This window comes from Actinomadura sp. KC345, from assembly GCF_004348515.1.
Classification (GTDB): Bacteria; Actinomycetota; Actinomycetes; order Streptosporangiales; family Streptosporangiaceae; genus Spirillospora.
Genome location: NZ_SMKH01000127.1, coordinates 1 through 20,658, shown reverse-complemented (window position 1 = coordinate 20,658; position 20,658 = coordinate 1). Strand labels below are relative to the sequence as shown.

Genomic DNA, 20,658 nt, shown 5'->3' with positions numbered 1-20,658 from the left:
GGGTTGGGTTTGTCGGTGTCGGGCTTGGGGGAAAGTTGACGTGGCCGCGTCTTGCGGTTCTGCTGGCTCCAGGAGATGAAACGACGCCCATGTATGCACACGTGGTGTTATTCCCCTCCCTTCCTGTGACTCCCCTAACGTCCGAATTATGTGGACCGTGCATGGGATGATCGATTAACTATGTTCGGGAGGGCAGATGACGGAGCTTGCGGTCAAGGGCGATCACCAGCGGGCGGTCGAGGCGCTCAGGAGGTCCTACGAGGCGATCCCGGCGGGTACGCCGGTACGGCTGGCCAAGCGGACCTCGAACCTCTTCCGGTGGCGCGACCCCTCGGACGCGCCGGGGCTGGACGTGTCCGGGTTCGACAAGGTGCTCAGCGTCGATCCCGGCGAGCGGACCGCGCAGGTCCAGGGCATGACGACGTACGAGGCCCTGGTGGACGCGACCTTGCCGCACGGGCTGATGCCCACGGTCGTCCCGCAGCTGAAGACGATCACGCTGGGCGGCGCGGTGACCGGGCTCGGCATCGAGTCGACCTCGTTCCGGGACGGGCTGCCGCACGAGGGCGCGCTGGAGCTGGAGGTCCTCACGGGCGACGGCCGCATCGTCACCGCGACGAGGGACAACGAGCACGCGGACCTGTTCTACGGTTTCCCGAACTCCTACGGGACGCTGGGCTACACGCTGCGGCTGAAGATCGAGCTGAGGCCGGTCAGCCCGTACGTCCGGCTGCGGCACCTGCGGTTCGGCGACGCGGCCGAGCTGACCAGGGTGATGGGTGAGATCACCGATTCCGGGAAGTTCGAGGGCGAGGCCGTCGACTTCATGGACGGGACCGTGTTCGGCGCGAACGAGCAGTACATCACGCTCGGGTTCTTCGCGGACTCGGCGCCGTACACCTCCGACTACACGGGCCAGCAGATCTACTACCGGTCGATCCAGGAGCGTTCGGTCGACTTCCTGACGATCCGCGACTACATCTGGCGCTGGGACACCGACTGGTTCTGGTGCTCGGGCGCTTTCGGCGTGCAGAAGCCGGCCGTCCGGAGGCTGTGGCCCGACAAGTACAAGCGGTCGGACGTGTACCGCAGGCTCGTCGCCTACGACCGGCGCTACCACGTCGTCGCGAGGGCGGAGCGGTGGCGCGGGCTGAGGCCGCGCGAGGACGTCATCCAGGACATCGAGGTGCCGATCGAGAGGCTGCCGGAGTTCCTGGAGTTCTTCCACGGCGACGTCGGCATGAGCCCGATCTGGCTGTGCCCGCTGCGCGCGAAGGAGCGGTGGCCGCTGTACCCGCTGGAGGCCGGCCGAACGTACGTGAACGCGGGGTTCTGGGGGACGGTCCGGCTTCCGCCGGGGCAGATTCCCGAGTACCACAACCGGCTCATCGAACGTAAGGTCGCCGCCCTTGACGGGCACAAGTCCCTCTATTCGACGGCCTTTTACAGCAGGGACGAGTTCTGGCGGAACTACGACGGGGAGACCTACCGGCGGCTCAAGGGAAGCTACGACCCCGGCGAGCGGCTGCTGGATCTCTACGACAAGTGCGTACGCGGACGCTGACCAGGCGTCCGCCGTTCAAGGGGGAGCGTGCCCGGACGGTGGCCGATCGCCTCGGCCGGGGGAGAGACAGGAGGGATCACAATGACGCTGGCCAGGGTCTTCGAGCGGCTCGCCGGGGCTGAGGCGCCAGTGGAGTTCACGGCGTACGACGGATCGCGGGCGGGGGTGCCCGGCGCCGACATCCGATTCGACGTCCGTTCGCCGTACGCGGTCTCGTATCTTCTGCACTCGCCGGGGGCGCTGGGCCTGGCCCGCGCCTACGTCACCGGCATGATCGACGTCAGCGGCGACATGATCACGGCGCTGACGACGATGCAGCAGGTGCTCAGCGAGGTGACGGGGCGCGACAAGGCGCGGATCGTCGGCGGTGTGCTGGGCGATCCGCTGCTGCGCGCCGCGATCACGCGCCGCCTGGAGCCGCCGCCGCAGGAGGCGCCGTTCAGCCGCATCCCGTCGTGGCTGCGGCACTCCAAGCGCCGGGACGCGAAGGCGATCTCCCACCACTACGACGTGTCCAACACGTTCTACGAGTGGGTCCTCGGCCCCTCGATGGCCTACACGTGCGCGTGCTACCCGCGGGAGGACGCGACGCTGGAAGAGGCGCAGTTCAACAAGCACGACCTGGTGGCGAAGAAGATCGCGCTGAAGCCGGGGATGCGGCTGCTGGACGTGGGCTGCGGCTGGGGCGGGATGGTGATGCACGCCGCGCAGGAGTACGGCGTCAAGGCGCTCGGCGTCACGCTGTCCAAGCAGCAGGCCGAGTGGGCGCAGAAGGCCATCGCCGACCGGGGCCTGTCGGACCTCGCGGAGGTCCGTCACATGGACTACCGGGACGTGACCGAGACGGGCTTCGACGCGGTCAGCTCCATCGGGCTCACCGAGCACATCGGAAAGGCCAACCTGCCGGCCTACTTCTCGTTCCTGCACGGGAAGCTGAAGAAGGGCGGGCGGATGCTGAACCACACCATCACCCGCCCGGACAACATCGCCCCGTCCCGCAAGGAGAACGGGTTCATCAACCGCTACGTGTTCCCGGACGGTGAGCTGGAGGGCCCCGGCTACGTCCAGATGCAGATGAACGACGCGGGCTTCGAGATCCGGCACCAGGAGAACCTGCGCGAGCACTACGCCCGCACGCTCACCGGCTGGTGCGAGAACCTCGACGAGCACTGGGACGAGGCGGTCGCCGAGGTCGGCGAGGGCACGGCCCGCGTGTGGCGCGTCTACATGGCCGGCTGCGTGCTCGGCTTCAACCAGAACTGGATCCAGCTGCACCAGACGCTTGGCGTCAAGCTGCAGGACGACGGCACGAGCCACATGCCGCTGCGTCCCGACTGGGGTTCGTGACGACGCAACCGTCCCCAAGCACCGATGAACCGGCCGGATATCCGGCCGGCTCATCGGCGCTTGCGATCCCTGACTTCCGGACGCCGCGGCACGATCTCGGCGAGACCTGATCTGACGCCGTGGACGGGGAGGACCGACGGCCGCCTCCGCCGCGAGCACCACGATCTCCGCCTCGCGATCATGCCGCGGCGCTTCACGGCCTGAGCCCCGGTCGCTCAAACCGCGGGTCAACATTCCGCCCACCGGTATATCGGGGCAGTCCGGACGGGGTACGGCGGCCTTCGGAACCGTCGAGCTCGGGGGGCGCGAGGCCATGCACATCCGGTCCCCGGTGAGGCCGATGCTGGCCGCGCCCATCGACCACATCCCGCCGCCGCAGGCGTGCCCGGGAGGCTGCCGGTACGAGCCGAAGTTCGACGGGTTCCGCGCGGTCGCGCTCGTGGACGAGGACGGCGCCGTCCAACTGTCGTCGCGCCGCCGGACCCGCTTCAACGAGGGGTTCCCCGAGATCGTCGCGGCCTTGGCGGAGCGGCTCGCGCCCGGCACGGTCCTCGACGGCGAGATCGTCCGCTGGGGTGACGACGGGCGCCTCGACTTCGGCGCGCTGCAGCGGCGCCATGTCGCCGGGCGCCGCAGTGCCCAGTTCGCGCGGACCGAACCCTGCCACTATGTCGCGTTCGACGTCCTGGAATCGGACGGCGTGGACCTGCGCCCCCGCCCGCTGCGGGAACGCCGCACCGTGCTGGAGGCCCTGCTCGGCGACGCCCCGCCGTCCGCCCGGGTCATCCTCACGCCGCAGACGTCCGATGCCGGGGAGGCCGAACTCTGGTTCGACGCCTTCGCCGTCCAGGGCGTCGAGGGGCTCGTCGTCAAGGACGCCGACGGCGCGTACCTGGAAGGGCGCCGCCGCTGGTGGAAGGTGAAGCGCCGCATCACCACCGAGGCGATCGTCGGCGGGGTGACCGGCACCCGGCAGGCCCCCGATTCACTGATCCTCGGCCGCTACGACACCGGCGGCCGCCTCCGCGTCGTCGCCCGGACGACTCCTCTCTCGCCCGCCGCCCGCACGTCGCTCGCCGACGTGCTGCGCCACGCCGGCCCGGACCACCCGTGGCCGGCGGAGCTGCCGGCCGGGTTCGCCGGCGGCCTGTACGGGGCGCATCCGCCGATCCGCTACGTCCGGACGGAGCCGGAGATCGTCGTGGAGATGAGCGCGGACGCCGCCGTCGAGCGCGGCCGTTGGCGGCACGCGGTCCGCTTCGTCCGCATCCGGCCGGACCTGGGCCCACCCGACGCCCCCATGTTCGGTGCCTGACGGGAACACCCGCCGCACGGGCGTCGCCCCGGTGACCGCCTGGTGCGGTGTCCACCAAGGTTCACCGGGTGCGTTGACTTGCGGCGTGTTGTTGTTATGAGCGCGTCGAAAACAACAACACGCCGCAAGTCAACGCTATGGCGACCCGGTCGACGTTCGTGGTCGCCGCACTAGGCGAGCCAGTCCAGGATGCGGGTGTTCACGTCCTCCGGGCGGTCGAGCTGGAGGAAGTGGCCGGCGCCGGGGACGAGGGCGGCCCGCGACCCCGGCGGCAGCGCGGCCTCGGCGGCGCCGAGGCCGCCGCCGGGCGCGACCACGTCCGCGCCCAGGCAGCCGTCGTCGGCGCCGTGCAAGTACAGGACGGGCAGTTCGCCCACCGTGGTCGCCGCCTTCTGCTCGGCGGCGTAGCGCTTGACGAGCCGGGACGGGTCGAGCATCGCGCGGTAGTACTCGATCGCCGCCGTGGCGTTGGCGGGTGTGGCCAGGCAGTCCATGACGCGGTCGACGTCCTCGGAGCGGTCACGGCCGTCGTCCGGCGACCAGTCGCGCCAGAGCCCTTCGACGAACGCGCGGTCCAGGGCGGCCTCGGCCAGCGGGGTCTGGAAGACGAAGATGTAGAACGAGCGCTTGAGCTGCTCGTAGTCGAAGAACGCGGTCGCCATCACCGAGATCGGCGGGACGGACATGGCGACCACCCTGCGCCACCGGCCGGGTGCGGCGTTCGCGGCGCCGTAGGTGGCGAAGGCGCCCCAGTCGTGGCCGACGATGACGGCGTCGGAGCCGCCCCCGAGCGCCTCGTGCAGGGCGATGGCGTCGGCGGCGAGGGCGCCGCTCTGGTAGGCGCCGTCCTCCGGGACGGAGGTGGGGGCGTAGCCGCGCATGAAGGGTGCGACGGCGCGGTATCCGGCGGCGGCGAGTTCGGGCATGAGATGGCGCCACGTGTGCGCCGAGTCGGGGAAGCCGTGCAGGAGCAGGGCCAGGGGCCCGTCCTCGGGGCCGGCCGCCAGGTAGCCGAAGTCGAGCCCGTTCGCGGTGACCGATCCGGTCGCGATGTCACCCATGTCCGCCTCCTCGGTATCGCCGCGCACGCTACCCCGCGGGCAGGGACCGCCCGCTGTGCGGGGCGCTAGTGTGAGTGGCGTCACGGAGACGATCAGTGTGCACGTGCGGCTTTACTTTGAGAGGCTGCCTGTAAACCGAATCGGGTTCGGAAAGTGACGAGGTGGTGGCACGTGCTCAACGTCGAGGACATCAACCTGACGGACTGGGAGTTCTGGCGGCAGCCGCACGAGTACCGGCACGAGGCGTTCAAGGCCCTTCGATGGCACTCGGAGTTGGTGCGCTTCGAGGAGCCCGACATCGTCATCATGCCTCAGGGGCCCGGCTACTACGCCCTCACGCGCCACGCCGACGTCATCGAGGCCTCCCGGCGCCCGCAGGACTTCTGCTCCGGCAAGGGCGCCATCAGCATCCCGGACATGCCCGGCGACATGCACGAGTTCTTCGGCTCGATGATCAGCATGGACGACCCCCGGCACGCCAAGATCAGGCGGATCGTGTCCCGGGCGTTCTCCCCGCGCATGATCCAGCGGTTCGAGGACCAGGTCGAGGCCGTCGCCGCCGAGATCGTCGACAACGTCGCGGCGGGCGGCGGCTCGGGCGACTTCGTCTCCGACGTCGCCGCCCGGCTCCCGCTGAAGATCATTTGCGACATGATGGGCATCGGCGAGGACCAGTACCCGACGGTCCTGGACGCCACCAACGTCATCCTCGCGGGCAACGACCCCGAGTTCATCCCCTCGGACGACGCCGAGCAGATGGCGATGGCGCTCCTCGGCGCGGGCGAGACGCTCAAGGGCCTGGTCGAGGAGCTCGGCCGCCGGCGCCGCAAGGACCCCACCGACGACCTGACCTCCGCGCTGGTGAACGCCAATATCGACGGTGAGTCGCTGACCGACCAGGAGCTCGGCTCGTTCTTCATCCTGCTGGTCGTCGCCGGGAACGAGACCACCCGCAACGCCATCGCGCACGGCCTGGACCTGTTCACCCGCAACCCCGACCAGCGCGCCCTGCTCACCGAGGACTTCGACGCCCGCATCCCCGGCGCCGTCGAGGAGATCGTCCGGTTCGTGTCGCCCGTCATCTGGATGCGCCGCACCGCGACCCGCGACACCACGCTGAACGACCACGAGGTCAAGGAGGGCGACAAGCTCATCCTGTACTACTGGTCGGCCAACCGCGACGAGTCGGTCTTCACCGACCCCGGGAGGTTCGACATCCTGCGCGACCCCAACCCGCACGTCGGTTTCGGCGGGCCGGGACCGCACTTCTGCCTCGGCGCGCACCTGGCCCGGCGCGAGATCACCGTGATGTTCCGCGAGCTGCTCCGCCGGACGCCGGACATCCGCGCGTCCGAGGAGCCGGCCCGCCTGGAGTCCAACTTCATCAACGGCATCAAGCGCCTGCCGTACACGATCTGAGACGGACGACCCGCCCGGCCGGGGCACCGTCCCGCGCGGCAGTCCGGAACCCGGGGCCCCACCCGTGGGTGGGGCCCCGGGGCCGGGCGGATCAGCGGAGTTCGCGCTTGAGGATCTTGCCGGTGGCCGTCATCGGCAGCTCGTCGCGGAACTCGACGATCCGCGGGTACTTGTAGTTCGCGAACTGCTCCTTGCCCCACGCGACCAGCTCGTCCTCGGTGACGGCGGCGCCCGGCGTCCGGATCACGTACGCCTTGACCTCCTCGCCGTGCGAGGGGTGCTCGACGCCCACGACGGCGGCCAGCGACACCTCCGGGTGGCCCATCAGGACCTCCTCGATCTCCCGCGGGTACACGTTGTAGCCACCGCGGATGATCATGTCCTTCGAGCGGTCGATGATGAAGTAGTAGCCCTCCTCGTCGCGGCGCGCCACATCACCGGTGCGGAACCAGCCGTCCCTGATCGACTCCGCGGTCGCCTCGGGCCGGTCGTAGTAGCCCTTCATGATGTTGTGGCCGCGGATGGCGATCTCCCCGGGCCCCTCGCCCTCGATCTCCTTCCAGTCGTCGTCGATCAGCTTCATCTCCACGCCCCAGATCGGCAGGCCGATCGAACCCGGCTTGGCCGTGCGGTCCGGGCGGTTGAACGAGGCCACCGGCGACGTCTCCGACAGGCCGTAGCCCTCCAGGACGTCGACGTCGAACTTCTTCTTGAACCCCTTGAGGACCTCCATCTGGAGCGCCGAACCCCCCGACACCGCGACGCGCAGGTTCTCCTGGATCACCGCGATGTCCTCGTTGGACGTGTCGTCGCTCAGCAGGCCCCAGTACATCGTCGGGACGCCCGCGAAGAGGTTCACCTTCTCCTTCACCATCAGCTCGACGGCCTGCTTGGCCTCGAACCTCGGCTGCAGGACGAGCGTCGCCCGCCGGTAGATGCCGACGTTCATCACGCACGTCTGCCCGAAGATGTGGAACAGCGGCAGCGTCACCAGCGATGTGTCGTGCAGCGTTCGCTGGAACAGCGTGTCGCTCACCATGGCGTTCGTCAGCAGGTTGCCGTGCGACAGCTCGGCGCCCTTCGGCTGCCCCGTCGTCCCGCTGGTGTAGATGATCACGGCGGTGTCGTTCGGGTCCGTCAGCGCGGGGTCGAACGTCCCGGGCCGGCCGGCCAGCGCCGCCCAGAACAGCTCGGCGCCCTCGATCGGCGACTCGGTCGCCGCGGGGTTCGCGGGCAGCAGGAAGAAGTGCTCGCAGTCTTCGGCCTGCTGGAACCCGGCGTACCCCATCTCGCCGAGCGGCAGCTCGGGCGTCCCCTCGAAGCAGAACAGCGCCTTGGCGTCGGAGTCCTCGAGGTGGTAGGCGATCTCCCGCGGCTTGAGTAGGACGTTCAGCGGGACGACGACCGCGCCCGCCTTGAGCACCCCGAAGTAGACCATCGGGAAGTAGGGGAGGTTCGGGCTGGACAGCGCGACCTTGTCACCCGGTCCGATGCCGCGCGACCGCAGCAGGTTCGCGACCTGGTTGGCGACCGATTCGATGAACGAGTAGGAGAGCCGGAGGTCGCCGAACACGACCGCCTCGCGGTCGGGCGTCTCCCTGGCGGCGTCCTCCAGCAGCACGGACAGGTTGAGCATGGCACTCCTCGCGCGAAAGTGACCGGCGTTACCGGCGAGTGTATTGGCCGTTCCGTTCATCTTCGTGCATGGGGATCCGGCCGCGCCATCCTTCGAGGGGCCTTGACGTGCCGTTTCCACGCGCCGGTTTCCCTGCTGTGATCGCCATGGCACCGTTACCATGTGCCGCTCTACCGAGAAGGGGTGCACATCTTGATCATTTTCGGCTGGCGCGTCGTGTTCTTCACCCTGAGCCGGGGAACCTTCCACTGTCCCGCCTGTGGCGGCGACCGCGACTACCGGCGCCGGCAGGGGCGCAACTTCTTCACGCTGTTCTTCGTCCCCGTCATTCCCCTCACCAAGGCCGGCGGCGAGATCGTCGAGTGCGACACGTGCAAGGGCCGCTGGAACCTCGGCGTCCTCAACGTGCCGACCACCGCGCAGCTCGCGCAGATGCCCGCGATGCTCCTGCGCATGGCCATCGCGCAGGTCCTGCGCTCCGGCGACTACACCAACGCCGCCGTCCGCTCCCGGGCCGTCGCCGTCGTCCGGCAGGCCGGTGTCGCCGGCTACGACGACAACGCCCTGAACGGCGACCTCGCCCGCCCGTTCGACGAGGTCCGCGTCGAGATGGGACGCGCCGCGTCCGCACTCGCCCCCGAGGCCCGCGAGAGCATCCTGCGCGCCGCGGCCGAGATCGCCCTCGCCGACGGGAAGCTCAGCGCGTCCGAGGAGGAGACCCTCGCCGCGGTCGGCGCGGACCTCGAACTCACCCGCGTCCAGGTGACCGGCGTGGTCTCCATGGCCCGGCAGGAATCCGGCCATTAACTCCCGGCGGGAGGGCTTGCGGCTGCGCTACTCTTGTTGTATGTCAGCCAGGCTGCTCCTTGAACGACCACGTTGACGGACTGACGTCAGCGTGGTGGCCCCTCCTGTGCGAGGGGCCATTTCATGTCGGCGGACAGCGTGTCGGCGAACAGCCTGGCCCCTGCAATCAGCGAGCAAGAAACCGGAGTTTGTGGCCGTGAGCAGCGACGCTACTTCCCGCGCAGCGGCGGGGGGTTCAGGGGGGGCGCCTCCCCTGAATGATGGGTACGACCCGCGGGCGATTCAGGACAAGTGGCAGGCCCGCTGGGCGGAGCTCGAACCGTTCACGGCCGAGGAGAAGGACGACGGCCGCGAACGGCGCTACGCGCTGGACATGTTCCCCTATCCCAGCGGTGACCTGCACATGGGCCACGCGGAGGCGTTCGCCATCGGCGACGTCCCCGCCCGCTACTGGTTCCAGCGCGGCTTCAACGTCCTGCACCCGATCGGCTGGGACTCCTTCGGCCTGCCCGCCGAGAACGCCGCCATCAAGCGCGACTCCCACCCCGCCGAGTGGACGTACGCCAACATCGAGACCCAGGCGTCCTCGTTCCGCCGGTTCGCCCCGTCCTTCGACTGGACGCGGCGCCTGCACACCTCCGACCCCGAGTACTACAAGTGGACGCAGTGGCTGTTCCTGCGCTTCTACGAGCGGGGCCTGGCCTACCGCAAGGGCGGCCACGTCAACTGGTGCCCCAAGGACCAGACGGTCCTGGCCAACGAGCAGGTCGTCGGCGGCCACTGCGAACGCTGCGGCACCCTGGTCGAGAAGCGCGTGCTGACCCAGTGGTACTTCAAGATCACCGACTACGCGGACCGGCTGCTGGACGACATGGAGCAGCTGGAGGGCAAGTGGCCCGAGCGGGTCCTGCTGATGCAGCGCAACTGGATCGGTCGCTCCACCGGCGCGGACGTCGAGGTGGTGGTCGAGGGCCGGGACGAGCCGGTGACGATCTTCACGACCCGGCCGGACACCATGTTCGGCGCGACGTTCTTCGTGATCGCCCCGGACGCCCCGCTGGCCGACGAGGTCTGCGCCCCGGACCGCCGGGCGGCCTTCGAGGCGTACCGCGAGGAGATCTCCCGGGAAAGCGACATCGAACGGCTGTCCACGGAGCGCGAGAAGACCGGCGTCTTCCTGGGCCGGTACGCGATCAACCCGGTCACCGGCGAGCGCATCCCGGTCTGGGCGTCGGACTTCGTCCTGGCCGATTACGGACACGGCGCGATCATGGGCGTGCCGGCGCACGACCAGCGCGACCTGGACTTCGCGCTGAAGTTCGGGCTGCCGGTCCGGATCGTCGTGGACACCGGCGAGGAGGACCCCGCCCAGACCGGCATCGCGACGCCCGGGGACGGCCGTCTGGTCAACTCCGGACCGATCGACGGGCTGACCAAGGCCGACGCCATCGCCCGCATCATCGAGATCCTGGAGGAGCGCGGCACCGGCCGCGCGTCGGTGAACTTCCGGCTGCGCGACTGGCTGGTGTCGCGCCAGCGGTTCTGGGGCTGCCCGATCCCGATCGTGCACTGCGAGGCGTGCGGCGAGGTCCCCGTCCCCGACGACCAGCTGCCGGTGACGCTGCCCGAGGGCCTGCGCGGCGCCGACCTGGCCCCCAAGGGCACCTCGCCGCTGGCCGCCGCGTCCGGGTGGGTCAACGTCGACTGCCCCAAGTGCGGCGGCGCCGCCACCCGCGACACCGACACCATGGACACGTTCGTCGACTCGTCCTGGTACTACTTCCGCTACTGCTCGCCCGGCTACGCGGACGGCCCGTTCGACGTCGAGCAGGTCCGCAAGTGGATGCCCGTCGACCAGTACACCGGCGGCGTCGAGCACGCCATCCTGCACCTGCTGTACAGCCGGTTCTTCACCAAGGTCCTGTACGACATGGGCATGATCGGCTTCACCGAGCCGTTCCGCCGGCTGCTGAACCAGGGCCAGGTGATCAACCAGGGCAAGGCGATGTCGAAGTCGCTGGGCAACGGCGTCGACCTGGGTGTGCAGATCGCCGAGTTCGGCGTGGACGTCGTCCGGCTGGCCATCCTGTTCTCCGGCCCGCCTGAGGACGACATCGACTGGGCGGACGTCTCCCCGCACGGCATGTCGAAGTTCCTGTCCCGCGTCCACCGCATCGCCACCGAGGTCGCCTCCCTGCCCGGCGTGGACGTCGCGTCCGGCGACAGGGCCCTGCGCCGCGTGACCGCCCGTACCGTCGACGAGGCCACCACGCTGGTCGAGACGCAGCGGTTCAACGTCGCGATCGCCCGGATCATGGAGCTGGTCACCGCGACCCGCAAGGCCATCGACTCCGGCCCCGGCGCCGCCGACCCCGCCGTCCGCGAGGCCGCCGAGACGATCGCCACGATGCTGTCGCTGTTCGCCCCCTACACCGCCGACGAGGCGTGGGAGCGGCTGGGACGCACCGCACCGGTGATCGGCGCGGGCTGGCCCTCCGCCGACCCCGCGCTGCTGGTGGAGGAGGCGGTCACCTGCGTCGTCCAGGTCGGGGGCAAGGTCCGCGACCGCCTGGAGGTTCCGCCCGGCATCGCCGACGCGGAGCTGGAGCGCCTGGCCCTGGACTCCGCCAAGGTCCAGGACGCACTGGGCGGCGCCGAGATCGCGAAGATCATCGTGCGCGCCCCCAAGATCGTCAACATCGTCCCCAAGCGCTGACCGGCGCGTCAGAGGCGGCCACCGGGCTCCGGTGGCCGCCTCTGGTCACGGTGCTCACATCTTGCGGAGGACCGCCACGACGCGTCCCAGCACCGATGCCTCGTCGCCGGCGATCGGCTCGTAGGCCGGGTTCTGCGGCATGAGCCAGATGTGGCCGTCGTCCCGGCGCTTGAACGTCTTCACCGTCGCCTCGCCGTCGATCATGGCGGCCACGATGTCGCCCTGCTCGGCCACCGGCTGCTGCCGCACGACCACCCAGTCACCGTCCGCTATCGCGACGTCGATCATCGAGTCGCCGGTGACCTTGAGGAGGAAGTGCGTGCCCTCGCCGACGAGCTGCTTGGGCAGGGTGAAGACGTCCTCCACGGCCTCCTCGGCCAGGATCGGCCCACCGGCGGCGATCCGCCCGACCAGCGGCACGTACGCGGGCGCGGGCTGTGACGCGGCCGCCTGCCCCCCGGGCGCCTCGTAGGCCTCCTCGTCCGTCCGTACCGGGGTCGCCCCCGGCACCCGGACCTCCACCGCGCGCGGCCGGTTGGGGTCGCGCCGCAGGAAACCCTTGCGCTGCAACGCCCGGAGCTGGTGCGACACGCTGGAGGTGCTGGTCAGGCCCACGGCCTCGCCGATCTCGCGCATCGACGGCGGGTACCCCCGGCGCTGGACGGAGTCGCGGATCACCTCCAGCACCATGCGCTGACGTTGCGTCAGCCCCGTCTCGTCCATGGGCCCGTCGGGCAGCTCCCGGACCTTGCTCATCGCTCGTCGCCTCCCGGGCGCCTCGATCCGTCACTCCTTGTCATCGAACGCTACCGCGTCACGAGCGGATGATCAAACAATTGTTCGAAGATGTGCTGGCTTTTTTTCGCCGCCTCCTGGTACAACATCGTGCGGGTGTTCGATCGAAAATGAGTTCGACGTCGAGGAGGGGAGAGATGTCGGGTTCACCCCAAAGTGACCGGAGTCCGATCCGCCTGACCCGCCGCGGCCGCGCCGTCGTGATCCTGTTCGCCGCCACCATCACGCTCGTGGCCCTGTGGCTCACGGTCGGCCCCGGCGCCCTGGCGGGCGGCGAGGAAAGTCATCGAGGCGATGCCGCACCGGCCAGGACCGTCGTCGTCGAGCCGGGTGACACTCTCTGGGAGATAGCCGCCGACGCCGAACCGGGCGCGGACCCGCGCCGCATCGTCCAGCGGATCATCGACCTCAACGGCATGGGCGGCGACCCCACCGTCCGCCCCGGTCAAGAACTCCGCCTCCCCGCCCGCTGACGCCGCGCCTGGGCCCTTGTCTCCGCCCATGAGGCTCCGGCGGCCCCCGCGCGGACGGCCGCCCTCGTCCGCTGGACGGCGCCCCGGCCTCGCGTGCACGCGGACCGAGCCGATCGCGCCGGTCCCCGCCCGGTCACGGAACGGGTGAACAGCAGGCTGACCAGGGGGTCTGTCACTGTCGGCGCGGTGGCGGGGACCGTCTGTGGCGACACGCCCGGGACGAAAATCAGGGTGCCTCGCGTGACCTGGGCCGACGCGCCGGATGTGACGTGCGAGGCACCGGATCAGGTTGCGAACGCCTCCGTCGGGTCGTACCGTTGACCACAACATCTAGTAGTCACATCGATGTACTTCACCTATATATGGCGATGTTCAGAGGTGTGCAGCGTTTCTGTCAGGGGAGGGATTGGACGTGCACTGCCCGTTCTGCCGCAACCCTGACACCAAAGTGATCGACAGCCGCTCCACCGACGACGGGTCCGCCATTAGGCGCCGCCGGTCGTGTGCCGAATGCGGCAAGCGATTCACCACACAGGAGAATGTGCTCGTCATGGTGGCCAAGCGCAGCGGGGTCACCGAGCCGTTCTCCCGGGAAAAGATCATCGCCGGGGTGCGCAGGGCCTGCCAGGGCCGTCCGGTCGACGAGGATGCGCTCGCGAAGCTGGGCCAGCAGGTCGAAGAGGAGATCAGGTCCTCCGGTTCCGCGGAAATCCCCTCGCACGAGATCGGCCTCGCGATCCTGGGGCCGCTCGGCGAACTCGACGAGGTCGCCTATCTGCGATTCGCCTCGGTCTACCGGAGCTTCGAGTCGCTGGACGACTTCGCCAAGGAGATCGAGACACTGCGGAAGGCCGGTTCCTCGGGGGAGCCCGGCCCGTCCCGGTAGGGACGGTTCCGGAAACGCAAGCACCACACTTTGAGAGCGCCTCCGCGCGGGCATGTCCCGGGCGGCGGCGGGGTTGTTCCTGAACAGGGCCCGGCGGGAGGGTCCGAGAAGGGGGAAGTTCATGACGGAGACGGTGAGCGGCTCGGCGGCACGGCGCGGCAAGGGGAGCCGCAAAGGGCTGAAGGTCGAGCGCATTTTCACCACGCCCGGCGTGCATCCGTACGACGAGATGCGCTGGGAACGTCGTGACGTCGTCATGACCAACTGGCGCGACGGCTCGGTCAACTTCGAGCAGCGCGGCGTCGAGTTCCCCGACTTCTGGTCGCTGAACGCCGTCAACATCGTCACGTCCAAGTACTTCCGCGGCGCCGTGGGAACGCCGCAGCGGGAATGGAGCCTCAAGCAGCTCGTCGACCGCGTCGTCGGCATGTACGTCGAGACCGGTCGCGAGCAGGGCTATTTCGCCTCCGACCAGGACGCCGAGATCTTCGAGCACGAACTGAAGTACGCGCTGGTCCACCAGCACTTCAGCTTCAACTCCCCGGTCTGGTTCAACGTCGGCACCAAGTCCCCGCAGCAGGTCTCGGCGTGCTTCATCCTGTCCGTGGACGACACGATGGAGTCGATTCTCGACTGGTACAAGGAAGAGGGCGTCATCTTCAAGGGCGGTTCCGGCGCCGGCCTGAACCTGTCCCGTATCCGCTCCAGCAAGGAGCTGCTCTCGTCCGGTGGCACGGCCAGCGGGCCGGTCTCCTTCATGCGCGGCGCCGACGCGTCCGCCGGGACGATCAAGTCGGGCGGCGCGACGCGGCGGGCGGCGAAGATGGTCGTGCTGGACGTCGACCACCCCGACGTCGAGGAGTTCATCGAGACCAAGGCGCGCGAGGAGGACAAGATCCGCGCGCTGCGGGACGCCGGGTTCGACATGGACCTCGGCGGCAAGGACATCGGCAGCGTCCAGTACCAGAACGCCAACAACTCGGTCCGCGTGTCGGACGAGTTCATGCGGGCCGTCGAGGCGGACGGCGAGTTCGCGCTGCGCGCCCGGATGACCGGCGAGCCCGTCGACACGGTCAAGGCCAAGGAGCTGTTCCGCCTGATGGCCAAGGCCGCCTGGGGGTGCGCCGACCCCGGCATCCAGTACGACGACACGATCAACGACTGGCACACCAACCCGGAGACCGGGCGTATCACCGCGAGCAACCCGTGCAGCGAGTACATGAGCCTGGACAACTCGTCCTGCAACCTCGCCAGCATCAACCTGATGATGTTCCTCACGGACGCGGGGACGTTCGACGTCGCCAGGTTCGTCAAGCTCACCGAGCTGGTCATCACGGCGATGGACATCTCCATCACGTTCGCCGACTTCCCCACGGAGAAGATCGCGGAGACGACCCGCGACTACCGGCAGCTCGGCATCGGGTACGCCAACCTCGGCGCGCTGCTGATGGCGACCGGTCACGCCTACGACTCCGACGGCGGGCGGTCGCTGGCCGCGGCGATCACGTCCCTGATGACGGGCGTCGCCTACCGCCGGTCCGCCGAGATGGCGGGGGTCGTCGGACCGTACGCGGGATACGCGCGCAACGCCGAGGGCCACAAGCGCGTCATGCGCAAGCACGCCGCCGCCAACGACGGCATCCGCACGCTCCACGAGATGGACAAGTCCATCCACGCCGCGGCCGCCAAGCAGTGGGCGGACTGCCTGAAGGCCGGCGAGAAGCACGGCTACCGCAACGCCCAGTCGAGCCTTCTGGCGCCCACGGGGACGATCGGGCTGATGATGGACTGCGACACCACCGGGATCGAGCCGGACCTCGCGCTGATGAAGTTCAAGAAGCTCGTCGGCGGCGGGTCGATGCAGATCGTCAACCACACGGTGCCGCGGGCGCTGGAGCAGCTCGGCTATCAGCAGGAGCAGATCGAGGCGATCGTCGAGTACATCGCCGAGCACGGCCACGTGGTGGACGCCCCCGGCCTGCGGCCGGAGCACTACGAGGTGTTCGACTGCGCGATGGGGGAGCGGGCGATCAGCCCGATGGGGCACGTCCGGATGATGGCGGCGGTCCAGCCGTTCCTGTCCGGGGCGATCTCCAAGACCGTCAACATGCCGGAGAAGGCCACGATCGAGGACATCGAGCGGGTGTACTTCGAGGGGTGGCGGCTCGGGCTGAAGGCCCTGGCGATCTACCGCGACAACTGCAAGGTGGGCCAGCCGCTGTCGGCCGCGGGCAAGAAGGAGGCGCCGGAGACCGTGGAGGCGGCGACGCCGCGTCCCGTCCGCAGGCGGCTGCCGAAGCAGCGGCCCGCGACCGTCACGCGGTTCTCCGTCGCCGGCGCCGAGGGCTACATGACGGCGTCGTCCTACCCGGACGACGGTGTCGGGGAGGTCTTCCTCAAGCTCGGCAAGCAGGGCTCCACGCTCGCCGGCGTGATGGACGCCTTCTCCATGGCGATCTCCATCAGCCTCCAGTACGGCGTGCCGCTGGAGACGTGGGTGGAGAAGTTCACCAACATGCGGTTCGAGCCGGCGGGCATGACCGACGACCCCGACATCCGCATGGCGACCTCGGTGATGGACTACATCTTCCGCCGGCTGGCGCTGGACCACCTGCCGTTCGAGGAGCGGGCGGGGCTCGGGATCCTGAGCGCCGAGGAGCGGGCGATGCAGGCCAACGGTGAGGACCCGGCGGCCCTGCACGGGGAGGACGAGGTCGACCACGAGTCGCTGGCCCAGACCGCCGCGATCACCAGGCCGGCGGCTCCGGAACCCGCCCCCGCGGAGGCGCACTCGTCCATGGAGGTCATCGAGAGCCGCCAGGGCCGTACCGCGGACGCGCCGCTGTGCCTGACCTGCGGAACGAAGATGCGTCCGGCGGGCAGCTGCTATGTCTGCGAGGGCTGCGGCTCCACCAGCGGCTGCAGCTAGAACGGCGAACGAGTGAGGAGCCCGGCCGTACCGGCCGGGCTCCTCGGCGTTTCGATCAGGTGGGCCCGGTGTCGCCGGGGTCGGTGCCGGGGGCGCGCCGGCGCCTGGGTGATTTGCGGCGTCCGGCCACGAGCGTGTCGTCCTCGGTGCCGGTGTTCTTGCCGCCGGTGTCCCCGGCGGGAGGGTCGGTGGGCTCGGGTGGCGCCGGGGCCTTCTCCTGGCGCGGCGCGGACGGCGGCTTCTCCTGGCGCGGGGACGACGGCTTCCGCGCGGGCTTGGGGAGGGGCTTCGTTTCCGCCTGGCGGAGCGACTCGACGAAGCTCTTCGCGTCCTCCTCGCCTTCGTCGTCCTCCGGACGCCTGAGGCGCTTGCGGACGATCCATTGGTCGACGGTGAGCCGGCCGCCGCCGCCCGCGGCGAACAGGAGGCTGGCCATGCCGAGGACGAGGACGAGTTCGAAGCCGTTCTCGACCGTGGTGCCGTCCACGAGGAAGAGGCCCTCGCCGGCGTGGACGAACACGAACGCGCCGACCATGTCGACGAACAGCAGGGCGCCGGTGATGGGCAGGCCCAGCCCGGCGATCAGCGCGGCGCCGCCCAGCAGTTCGACGAACGCGGAGTAGACGGCGGCGGCGGTCGGGAGCGGTACGCCGAGGCCGTCGAACGACTCGCTGGTCGCGGTGACGCCCGCCTCGATCTTCTGCCAGCCGTGCGCCATGAACACGACGCCCACGCCGATCCGCGCGAGGACTGCCGCGATGTCGTAAAGCGGCCGGGTGCGCATGCCTTCGACTCCTTCAGCGGGGGGACACCGGAGGCCCGGACGGGTCGCGCGAACATACCAGGCGGAGTGCAGCATGTACGGAGAAATGCGGAAGATCACTGTTTGGTGTGATTCTGGCTTGGTTCTGCCCCGGTCGCGGGTGCGGCCGAGGGCCTTCAGGCGTCGCCGGCCCGGCCGATGAAGTTCCCCCACATGACGAGCTTCTCCACTCTCCTCGACCGTCGCCCTCGAACGATGCCCGACGGATCAGCCTCCGAGGCATCGGGGTAGCAAACTTCCCTATCACTCCCTACATGGCTTAGGTTAGGTAACGATGAAGGATAAAATGTACTCGGTCGAGGAGGTGGCCGATCATCTCGGGCTGCATGTGCGGACCGTGCGCGGCTACATCCGGACCGGCCGGCTCAAGGCGGTCCGGATCGGCAAGCAGTACCGGATCGCGCAGGCCGACCTGGCGGAGCTGACCGGGCCGCAGCGGCTCCCGCGGCCCGCACCCGGCGGTGCCGCCGCGCGGGTGGAGGTGTCGAGCATCGTGCAGATCGACGGCATCGGCCACGCCGCGGCCGACCGGGTGAGCACGCTCGTCCTGGCCGGTGTGAACACGGGGGAGCGTGGCGACCACCTGCGCGTGCAGACCGTCCATGACCAGGAGCTCAACCGCATGAAGATCGTGATATTGGGCGGCGCCGCCGCCACCGCCGACGTGCTGCGCCTGCTGGACGGCGTGCTCGGCGGCGACAACGGCCTGCTGGCCGAAGAGGAGGACGAGGGTGACTGACGAGCTGCAGGAGCGGGCCGGGACGCAGGTGATGGTGTGCCATCCGGACGGGCCGCAGGTGGCCACCGTGGAGGACGCGTTGGACCTGATCGGCGCCGCCTTCCTCGGCGCCGAGGTGGTGGCCGTGCCCGCGAGCCGGCTGGCCCCGGCCTTCTTCGCGCTGGGCACCCGTTTCGCCGGCGAGGTGATGCAGAAGTTCGCCAACTACCGCCTGCGCCTGGTCGTCATCGGCGACATCTCCGAGCACCTGGCCTCCAGCTCGGCGCTGCGGGCGCTCGTCCGCGAGTCGAACGCGGCCGGCCACGTCTGGTTCCTCCCCGACCTGGAGGCTCTCGACGCACGGCTCCGCGCGGTCGCCTGACCGGGCGCCCGCTCTGGAATCAGGTGTGGGCGCGCGGGGTTCATGTGTACGTGATGCACGGTGAGTACAAGGTTCCGGGTGGCAAGCTCGTCGTCGCGGACGTCGATGTCGTGGACGGTCTCCTGCGCGGGCCGAGGATCAGCGGCGACTTCTTCCTGGAGCCCGACGGCGCCTTGGAAGCGATCGACGCCGTCCTTGAGGGCCTGCCCGCGAAGCTCGACGCGAAGGCGATCGGTGCCCGCGTGGAGGCGGGACTGCCGCGCGGCACGGTGATGCTCGGGATCACGGCCGAGGCCGTCGGGATCGCCGTGCGGCGGGCACTCGGGCGGGCGTCGGACTGGCGCGACCACGACTGGCGGCTGATCCACGAACCGCCGCAGGAGCCCGCCCTCCACATGGCGCTCGACCAGGTCCTCGCCGAGGAGGTCGGCGCGGGACGCCGCCCGCCGACCCTGCGGGTGTGGGAGTGGGCGTCGCCCGCGGTCGTCATCGGCAGCTTCCAGTCGCTGCGTAACGAGGTCGACGCCGGAACGGCCGAGCGGTACGGGGTGGAGGTGGTCCGGCGCATCAGCGGCGGCGGGGCGATGTTCATCGAGCCGGGCAACACGATCACCTATTCGCTGTACGCGCCGGAGACGCTGGTGGCCGGCATGTCGTTCGCGGAGAGCTACGCGTTCCTGGACGACTGGGTGCTCGGCGCGCTCGGCGAACTCGGGATCAGGGCCTGGTACCAGCCGCTGAACGACATCACCTCCGACCAGGGCAAGATCGCGGGAGCGGCGCAGAAGCGGCTCGCCGCGGGCGCGGTGCTGCACCACGTGACGATGTCCTACGACATCGACGCCGAGAAGATGCTGCAGGTGCTGCGGATCGGCAGGGAGAAGATCTCCGACAAGGGGATCGCCAGCGCGGTCAAGCGCGTCGACCCGCTGCGCCGCCAGACCGGGCTGCCCCGCGAGGAGATCATCGACCGGATGATCGGGCATTTCCGGAGCCGGCACGGGCTGACCGGCGACCGGATCACCGAGGACGAGATGCGCCTCGCCGGCAAGTACGTGATCGACAAGTTCGGCACCCCCGGATGGACGGCCCGCGTCCCGTGACCTCGGGGTAGCCGTCGCCCGAGCGGAACTCCGGACCGGGTTCGTGCGTCCTTCCTCTCGCGGCAGGTCGCGAAGGCCGCGGGACTGGCCGTAGGTTGGGCACATCGCGATCGGATGATGGGGAGCGTTCATGTCGATGCAGAAGGGCGCCAACACCGCGGTGCCGGTTCCGTCGGTCCGGGTCGAACTCGGTTGGCAGAGCGGTCCGGGCGTGCCCGACGCCGACGCGTCGGCCCTCCTGCTGGCGGATACCGGCCGGGTGCGTTCGGACGACGACTTCGTCTTCTACAACCAGCCCGCGCACAAGTCGGGCGCCGTCCGCCACGACGGCAAGCAGCAGGGACCGACCGTCCTGGACGTCCTGTCGGCCGACCTGAACCGCGTCGAGCCCGGCATCGACAAGATCGTCATCGCCGCGTCGTCCGACGGCGGGACGTTCGGCCAGCTCCAGGGCTTGTACGTGCGCGTGGTGGACGCGGCGGCCGGGACGGAGATCGCCCGGTTCGACAGCGTGGGAGCCACCTCGGAGACGGCGTTCGTCCTCGGCGAGTTGTACCGGCGGCAGGGGGCGTGGAAGTTCCGCGCGGTCGGGCAGGGCTACGACACGGGCCTCGGCGGCCTGGCCACCGACTACGGGATCTCGGTCGACGACCCGGGTAGGCAGGCCGCGCCGCCGCCCCCGCC

Annotated in this window: 17 protein-coding genes; 13 read left to right on the top strand and 4 right to left on the bottom strand. The window is 69.7% G+C overall.

Annotation, left to right across the window (positions count from 1 at the left end; translation table 11 throughout):
* Window positions 1–196: 196 nt before the first annotated feature.
* The 3 genes from E1281_RS21345 (at window position 197) to E1281_RS21335 (ending at window position 4,226) form a co-directional block, all read left to right on the top strand.
* Window positions 197–1,564 (top strand): FAD-binding oxidoreductase, encoded by a 1,368-nt coding sequence (locus E1281_RS21345; protein ID WP_131880888.1) that lies wholly within the window; start codon window positions 197–199, stop codon window positions 1,562–1,564.
* An 81-nt stretch (window positions 1,565–1,645) separates the two neighbouring features.
* Window positions 1,646–2,911 carry a class I SAM-dependent methyltransferase gene (locus E1281_RS21340; protein WP_131880886.1) on the top strand — a complete coding sequence of 422 codons (1,266 nt, stop codon included), beginning with the start codon at window positions 1,646–1,648 and terminating at the stop codon, window positions 2,909–2,911.
* Between the two features lie 340 nt (window positions 2,912–3,251).
* Window positions 3,252–4,226 carry an ATP-dependent DNA ligase gene (locus tag E1281_RS21335; protein ID WP_131880884.1) on the top strand — a complete coding sequence of 325 codons (975 nt, stop codon included), beginning with the start codon at window positions 3,252–3,254 and terminating at the stop codon, window positions 4,224–4,226.
* 170 nt (window positions 4,227–4,396) lie between these two features.
* Here the strand turns inward: E1281_RS21335 and E1281_RS21330 are convergent, their stop codons facing one another.
* Window positions 4,397–5,287 carry an alpha/beta hydrolase gene (locus E1281_RS21330; RefSeq protein ID WP_131880882.1) on the bottom strand — a complete coding sequence of 297 codons (891 nt, stop codon included), beginning with the start codon at window positions 5,285–5,287 and terminating at the stop codon, window positions 4,397–4,399.
* Window positions 5,288–5,458: 171 nt separating this feature from the next.
* On the opposite strand from E1281_RS21330, the gene E1281_RS21325 reads away from it, so the two are divergent.
* Window positions 5,459–6,706, top strand: coding sequence for a cytochrome P450 (locus tag E1281_RS21325; RefSeq protein WP_207943407.1), 1,248 nt, complete (start codon window positions 5,459–5,461; stop codon window positions 6,704–6,706).
* A 91-nt stretch (window positions 6,707–6,797) separates the two neighbouring features.
* On the opposite strand, the gene E1281_RS21320 is transcribed toward E1281_RS21325, so the two are convergent.
* The gene (locus E1281_RS21320) at window positions 6,798–8,342 is read right to left on the bottom strand and encodes a long-chain fatty acid--CoA ligase (protein ID WP_131880880.1); all 1,545 of its coding nucleotides are present in this window, start codon (window positions 8,340–8,342) and stop codon (window positions 6,798–6,800) included.
* A 192-nt stretch (window positions 8,343–8,534) separates the two neighbouring features.
* Between E1281_RS21320 and E1281_RS21315 the strand changes: the two genes are divergently transcribed.
* Both E1281_RS21315 and leuS read left to right on the top strand, forming a co-directional pair.
* A complete protein-coding gene (locus E1281_RS21315; RefSeq protein ID WP_131880878.1) occupies window positions 8,535–9,149 on the top strand; it encodes a TerB family tellurite resistance protein in 615 nt (204 codons plus the stop codon).
* 253 nt (window positions 9,150–9,402) lie between these two features.
* On the top strand, window positions 9,403–11,865 hold the full coding sequence (leuS, locus tag E1281_RS21310; RefSeq protein ID WP_207943408.1) for a leucine--tRNA ligase: 2,463 nt from the start codon (window positions 9,403–9,405) through the stop codon (window positions 11,863–11,865).
* A 54-nt stretch (window positions 11,866–11,919) separates the two neighbouring features.
* On the opposite strand, the gene lexA is transcribed toward leuS, so the two are convergent.
* On the bottom strand, window positions 11,920–12,621 hold the full coding sequence (gene lexA / locus E1281_RS21305) for a transcriptional repressor LexA (RefSeq protein WP_131880875.1): 702 nt from the start codon (window positions 12,619–12,621) through the stop codon (window positions 11,920–11,922).
* A gap of 176 nt (window positions 12,622–12,797) precedes the next feature.
* On the opposite strand from lexA, the gene E1281_RS21300 reads away from it, so the two are divergent.
* The 3 genes from E1281_RS21300 to E1281_RS21290 all read left to right on the top strand — a co-directional run bounded on the left by E1281_RS21300 (window position 12,798) and on the right by E1281_RS21290 (window position 16,948).
* Window positions 12,798–13,133, top strand: a complete 336-nt coding sequence (locus tag E1281_RS21300) for a LysM domain-containing protein (RefSeq protein WP_165959029.1) — start codon at window positions 12,798–12,800, stop codon at window positions 13,131–13,133.
* A gap of 412 nt (window positions 13,134–13,545) precedes the next feature.
* Complete coding sequence (gene nrdR, locus E1281_RS21295; RefSeq protein ID WP_131880871.1) at window positions 13,546–14,019, top strand: transcriptional regulator NrdR; 474 nt, start codon at window positions 13,546–13,548, stop codon at window positions 14,017–14,019.
* A 121-nt stretch (window positions 14,020–14,140) separates the two neighbouring features.
* On the top strand, window positions 14,141–16,948 hold the full coding sequence (locus tag E1281_RS21290; protein WP_131880870.1) for a vitamin B12-dependent ribonucleotide reductase: 2,808 nt from the start codon (window positions 14,141–14,143) through the stop codon (window positions 16,946–16,948).
* Between the two features lie 55 nt (window positions 16,949–17,003).
* Here E1281_RS21290 and E1281_RS21285 read toward each other — a convergent pair whose 3' ends face one another.
* Window positions 17,004–17,732: a DoxX family protein gene (locus tag E1281_RS21285; protein WP_131880868.1), complete on the bottom strand. Its 729-nt coding sequence runs from the start codon at window positions 17,730–17,732 to the stop codon at window positions 17,004–17,006.
* A gap of 313 nt (window positions 17,733–18,045) precedes the next feature.
* On the opposite strand from E1281_RS21285, the gene E1281_RS21280 reads away from it, so the two are divergent.
* From E1281_RS21280 to E1281_RS21265, 4 genes are all read left to right on the top strand, one after another.
* Window positions 18,046–18,510, top strand: coding sequence for a helix-turn-helix domain-containing protein (locus tag E1281_RS21280; RefSeq protein WP_207943406.1), 465 nt, complete (start codon window positions 18,046–18,048; stop codon window positions 18,508–18,510).
* On the top strand, window positions 18,503–18,871 hold the full coding sequence (locus E1281_RS21275; protein WP_131880866.1) for a DUF4180 domain-containing protein: 369 nt from the start codon (window positions 18,503–18,505) through the stop codon (window positions 18,869–18,871). The genes E1281_RS21280 and E1281_RS21275 overlap by 8 nt, the downstream gene beginning before the upstream one ends.
* Before the next feature lie 53 nt (window positions 18,872–18,924).
* On the top strand, window positions 18,925–19,974 hold the full coding sequence (locus E1281_RS21270; RefSeq protein ID WP_131880891.1) for a biotin/lipoate A/B protein ligase family protein: 1,050 nt from the start codon (window positions 18,925–18,927) through the stop codon (window positions 19,972–19,974).
* 130 nt (window positions 19,975–20,104) lie between these two features.
* Window positions 20,105–20,658 (top strand): TerD family protein (locus E1281_RS21265; RefSeq protein WP_207943405.1); only part of this gene is annotated, 554 nt, incomplete at its 3' end.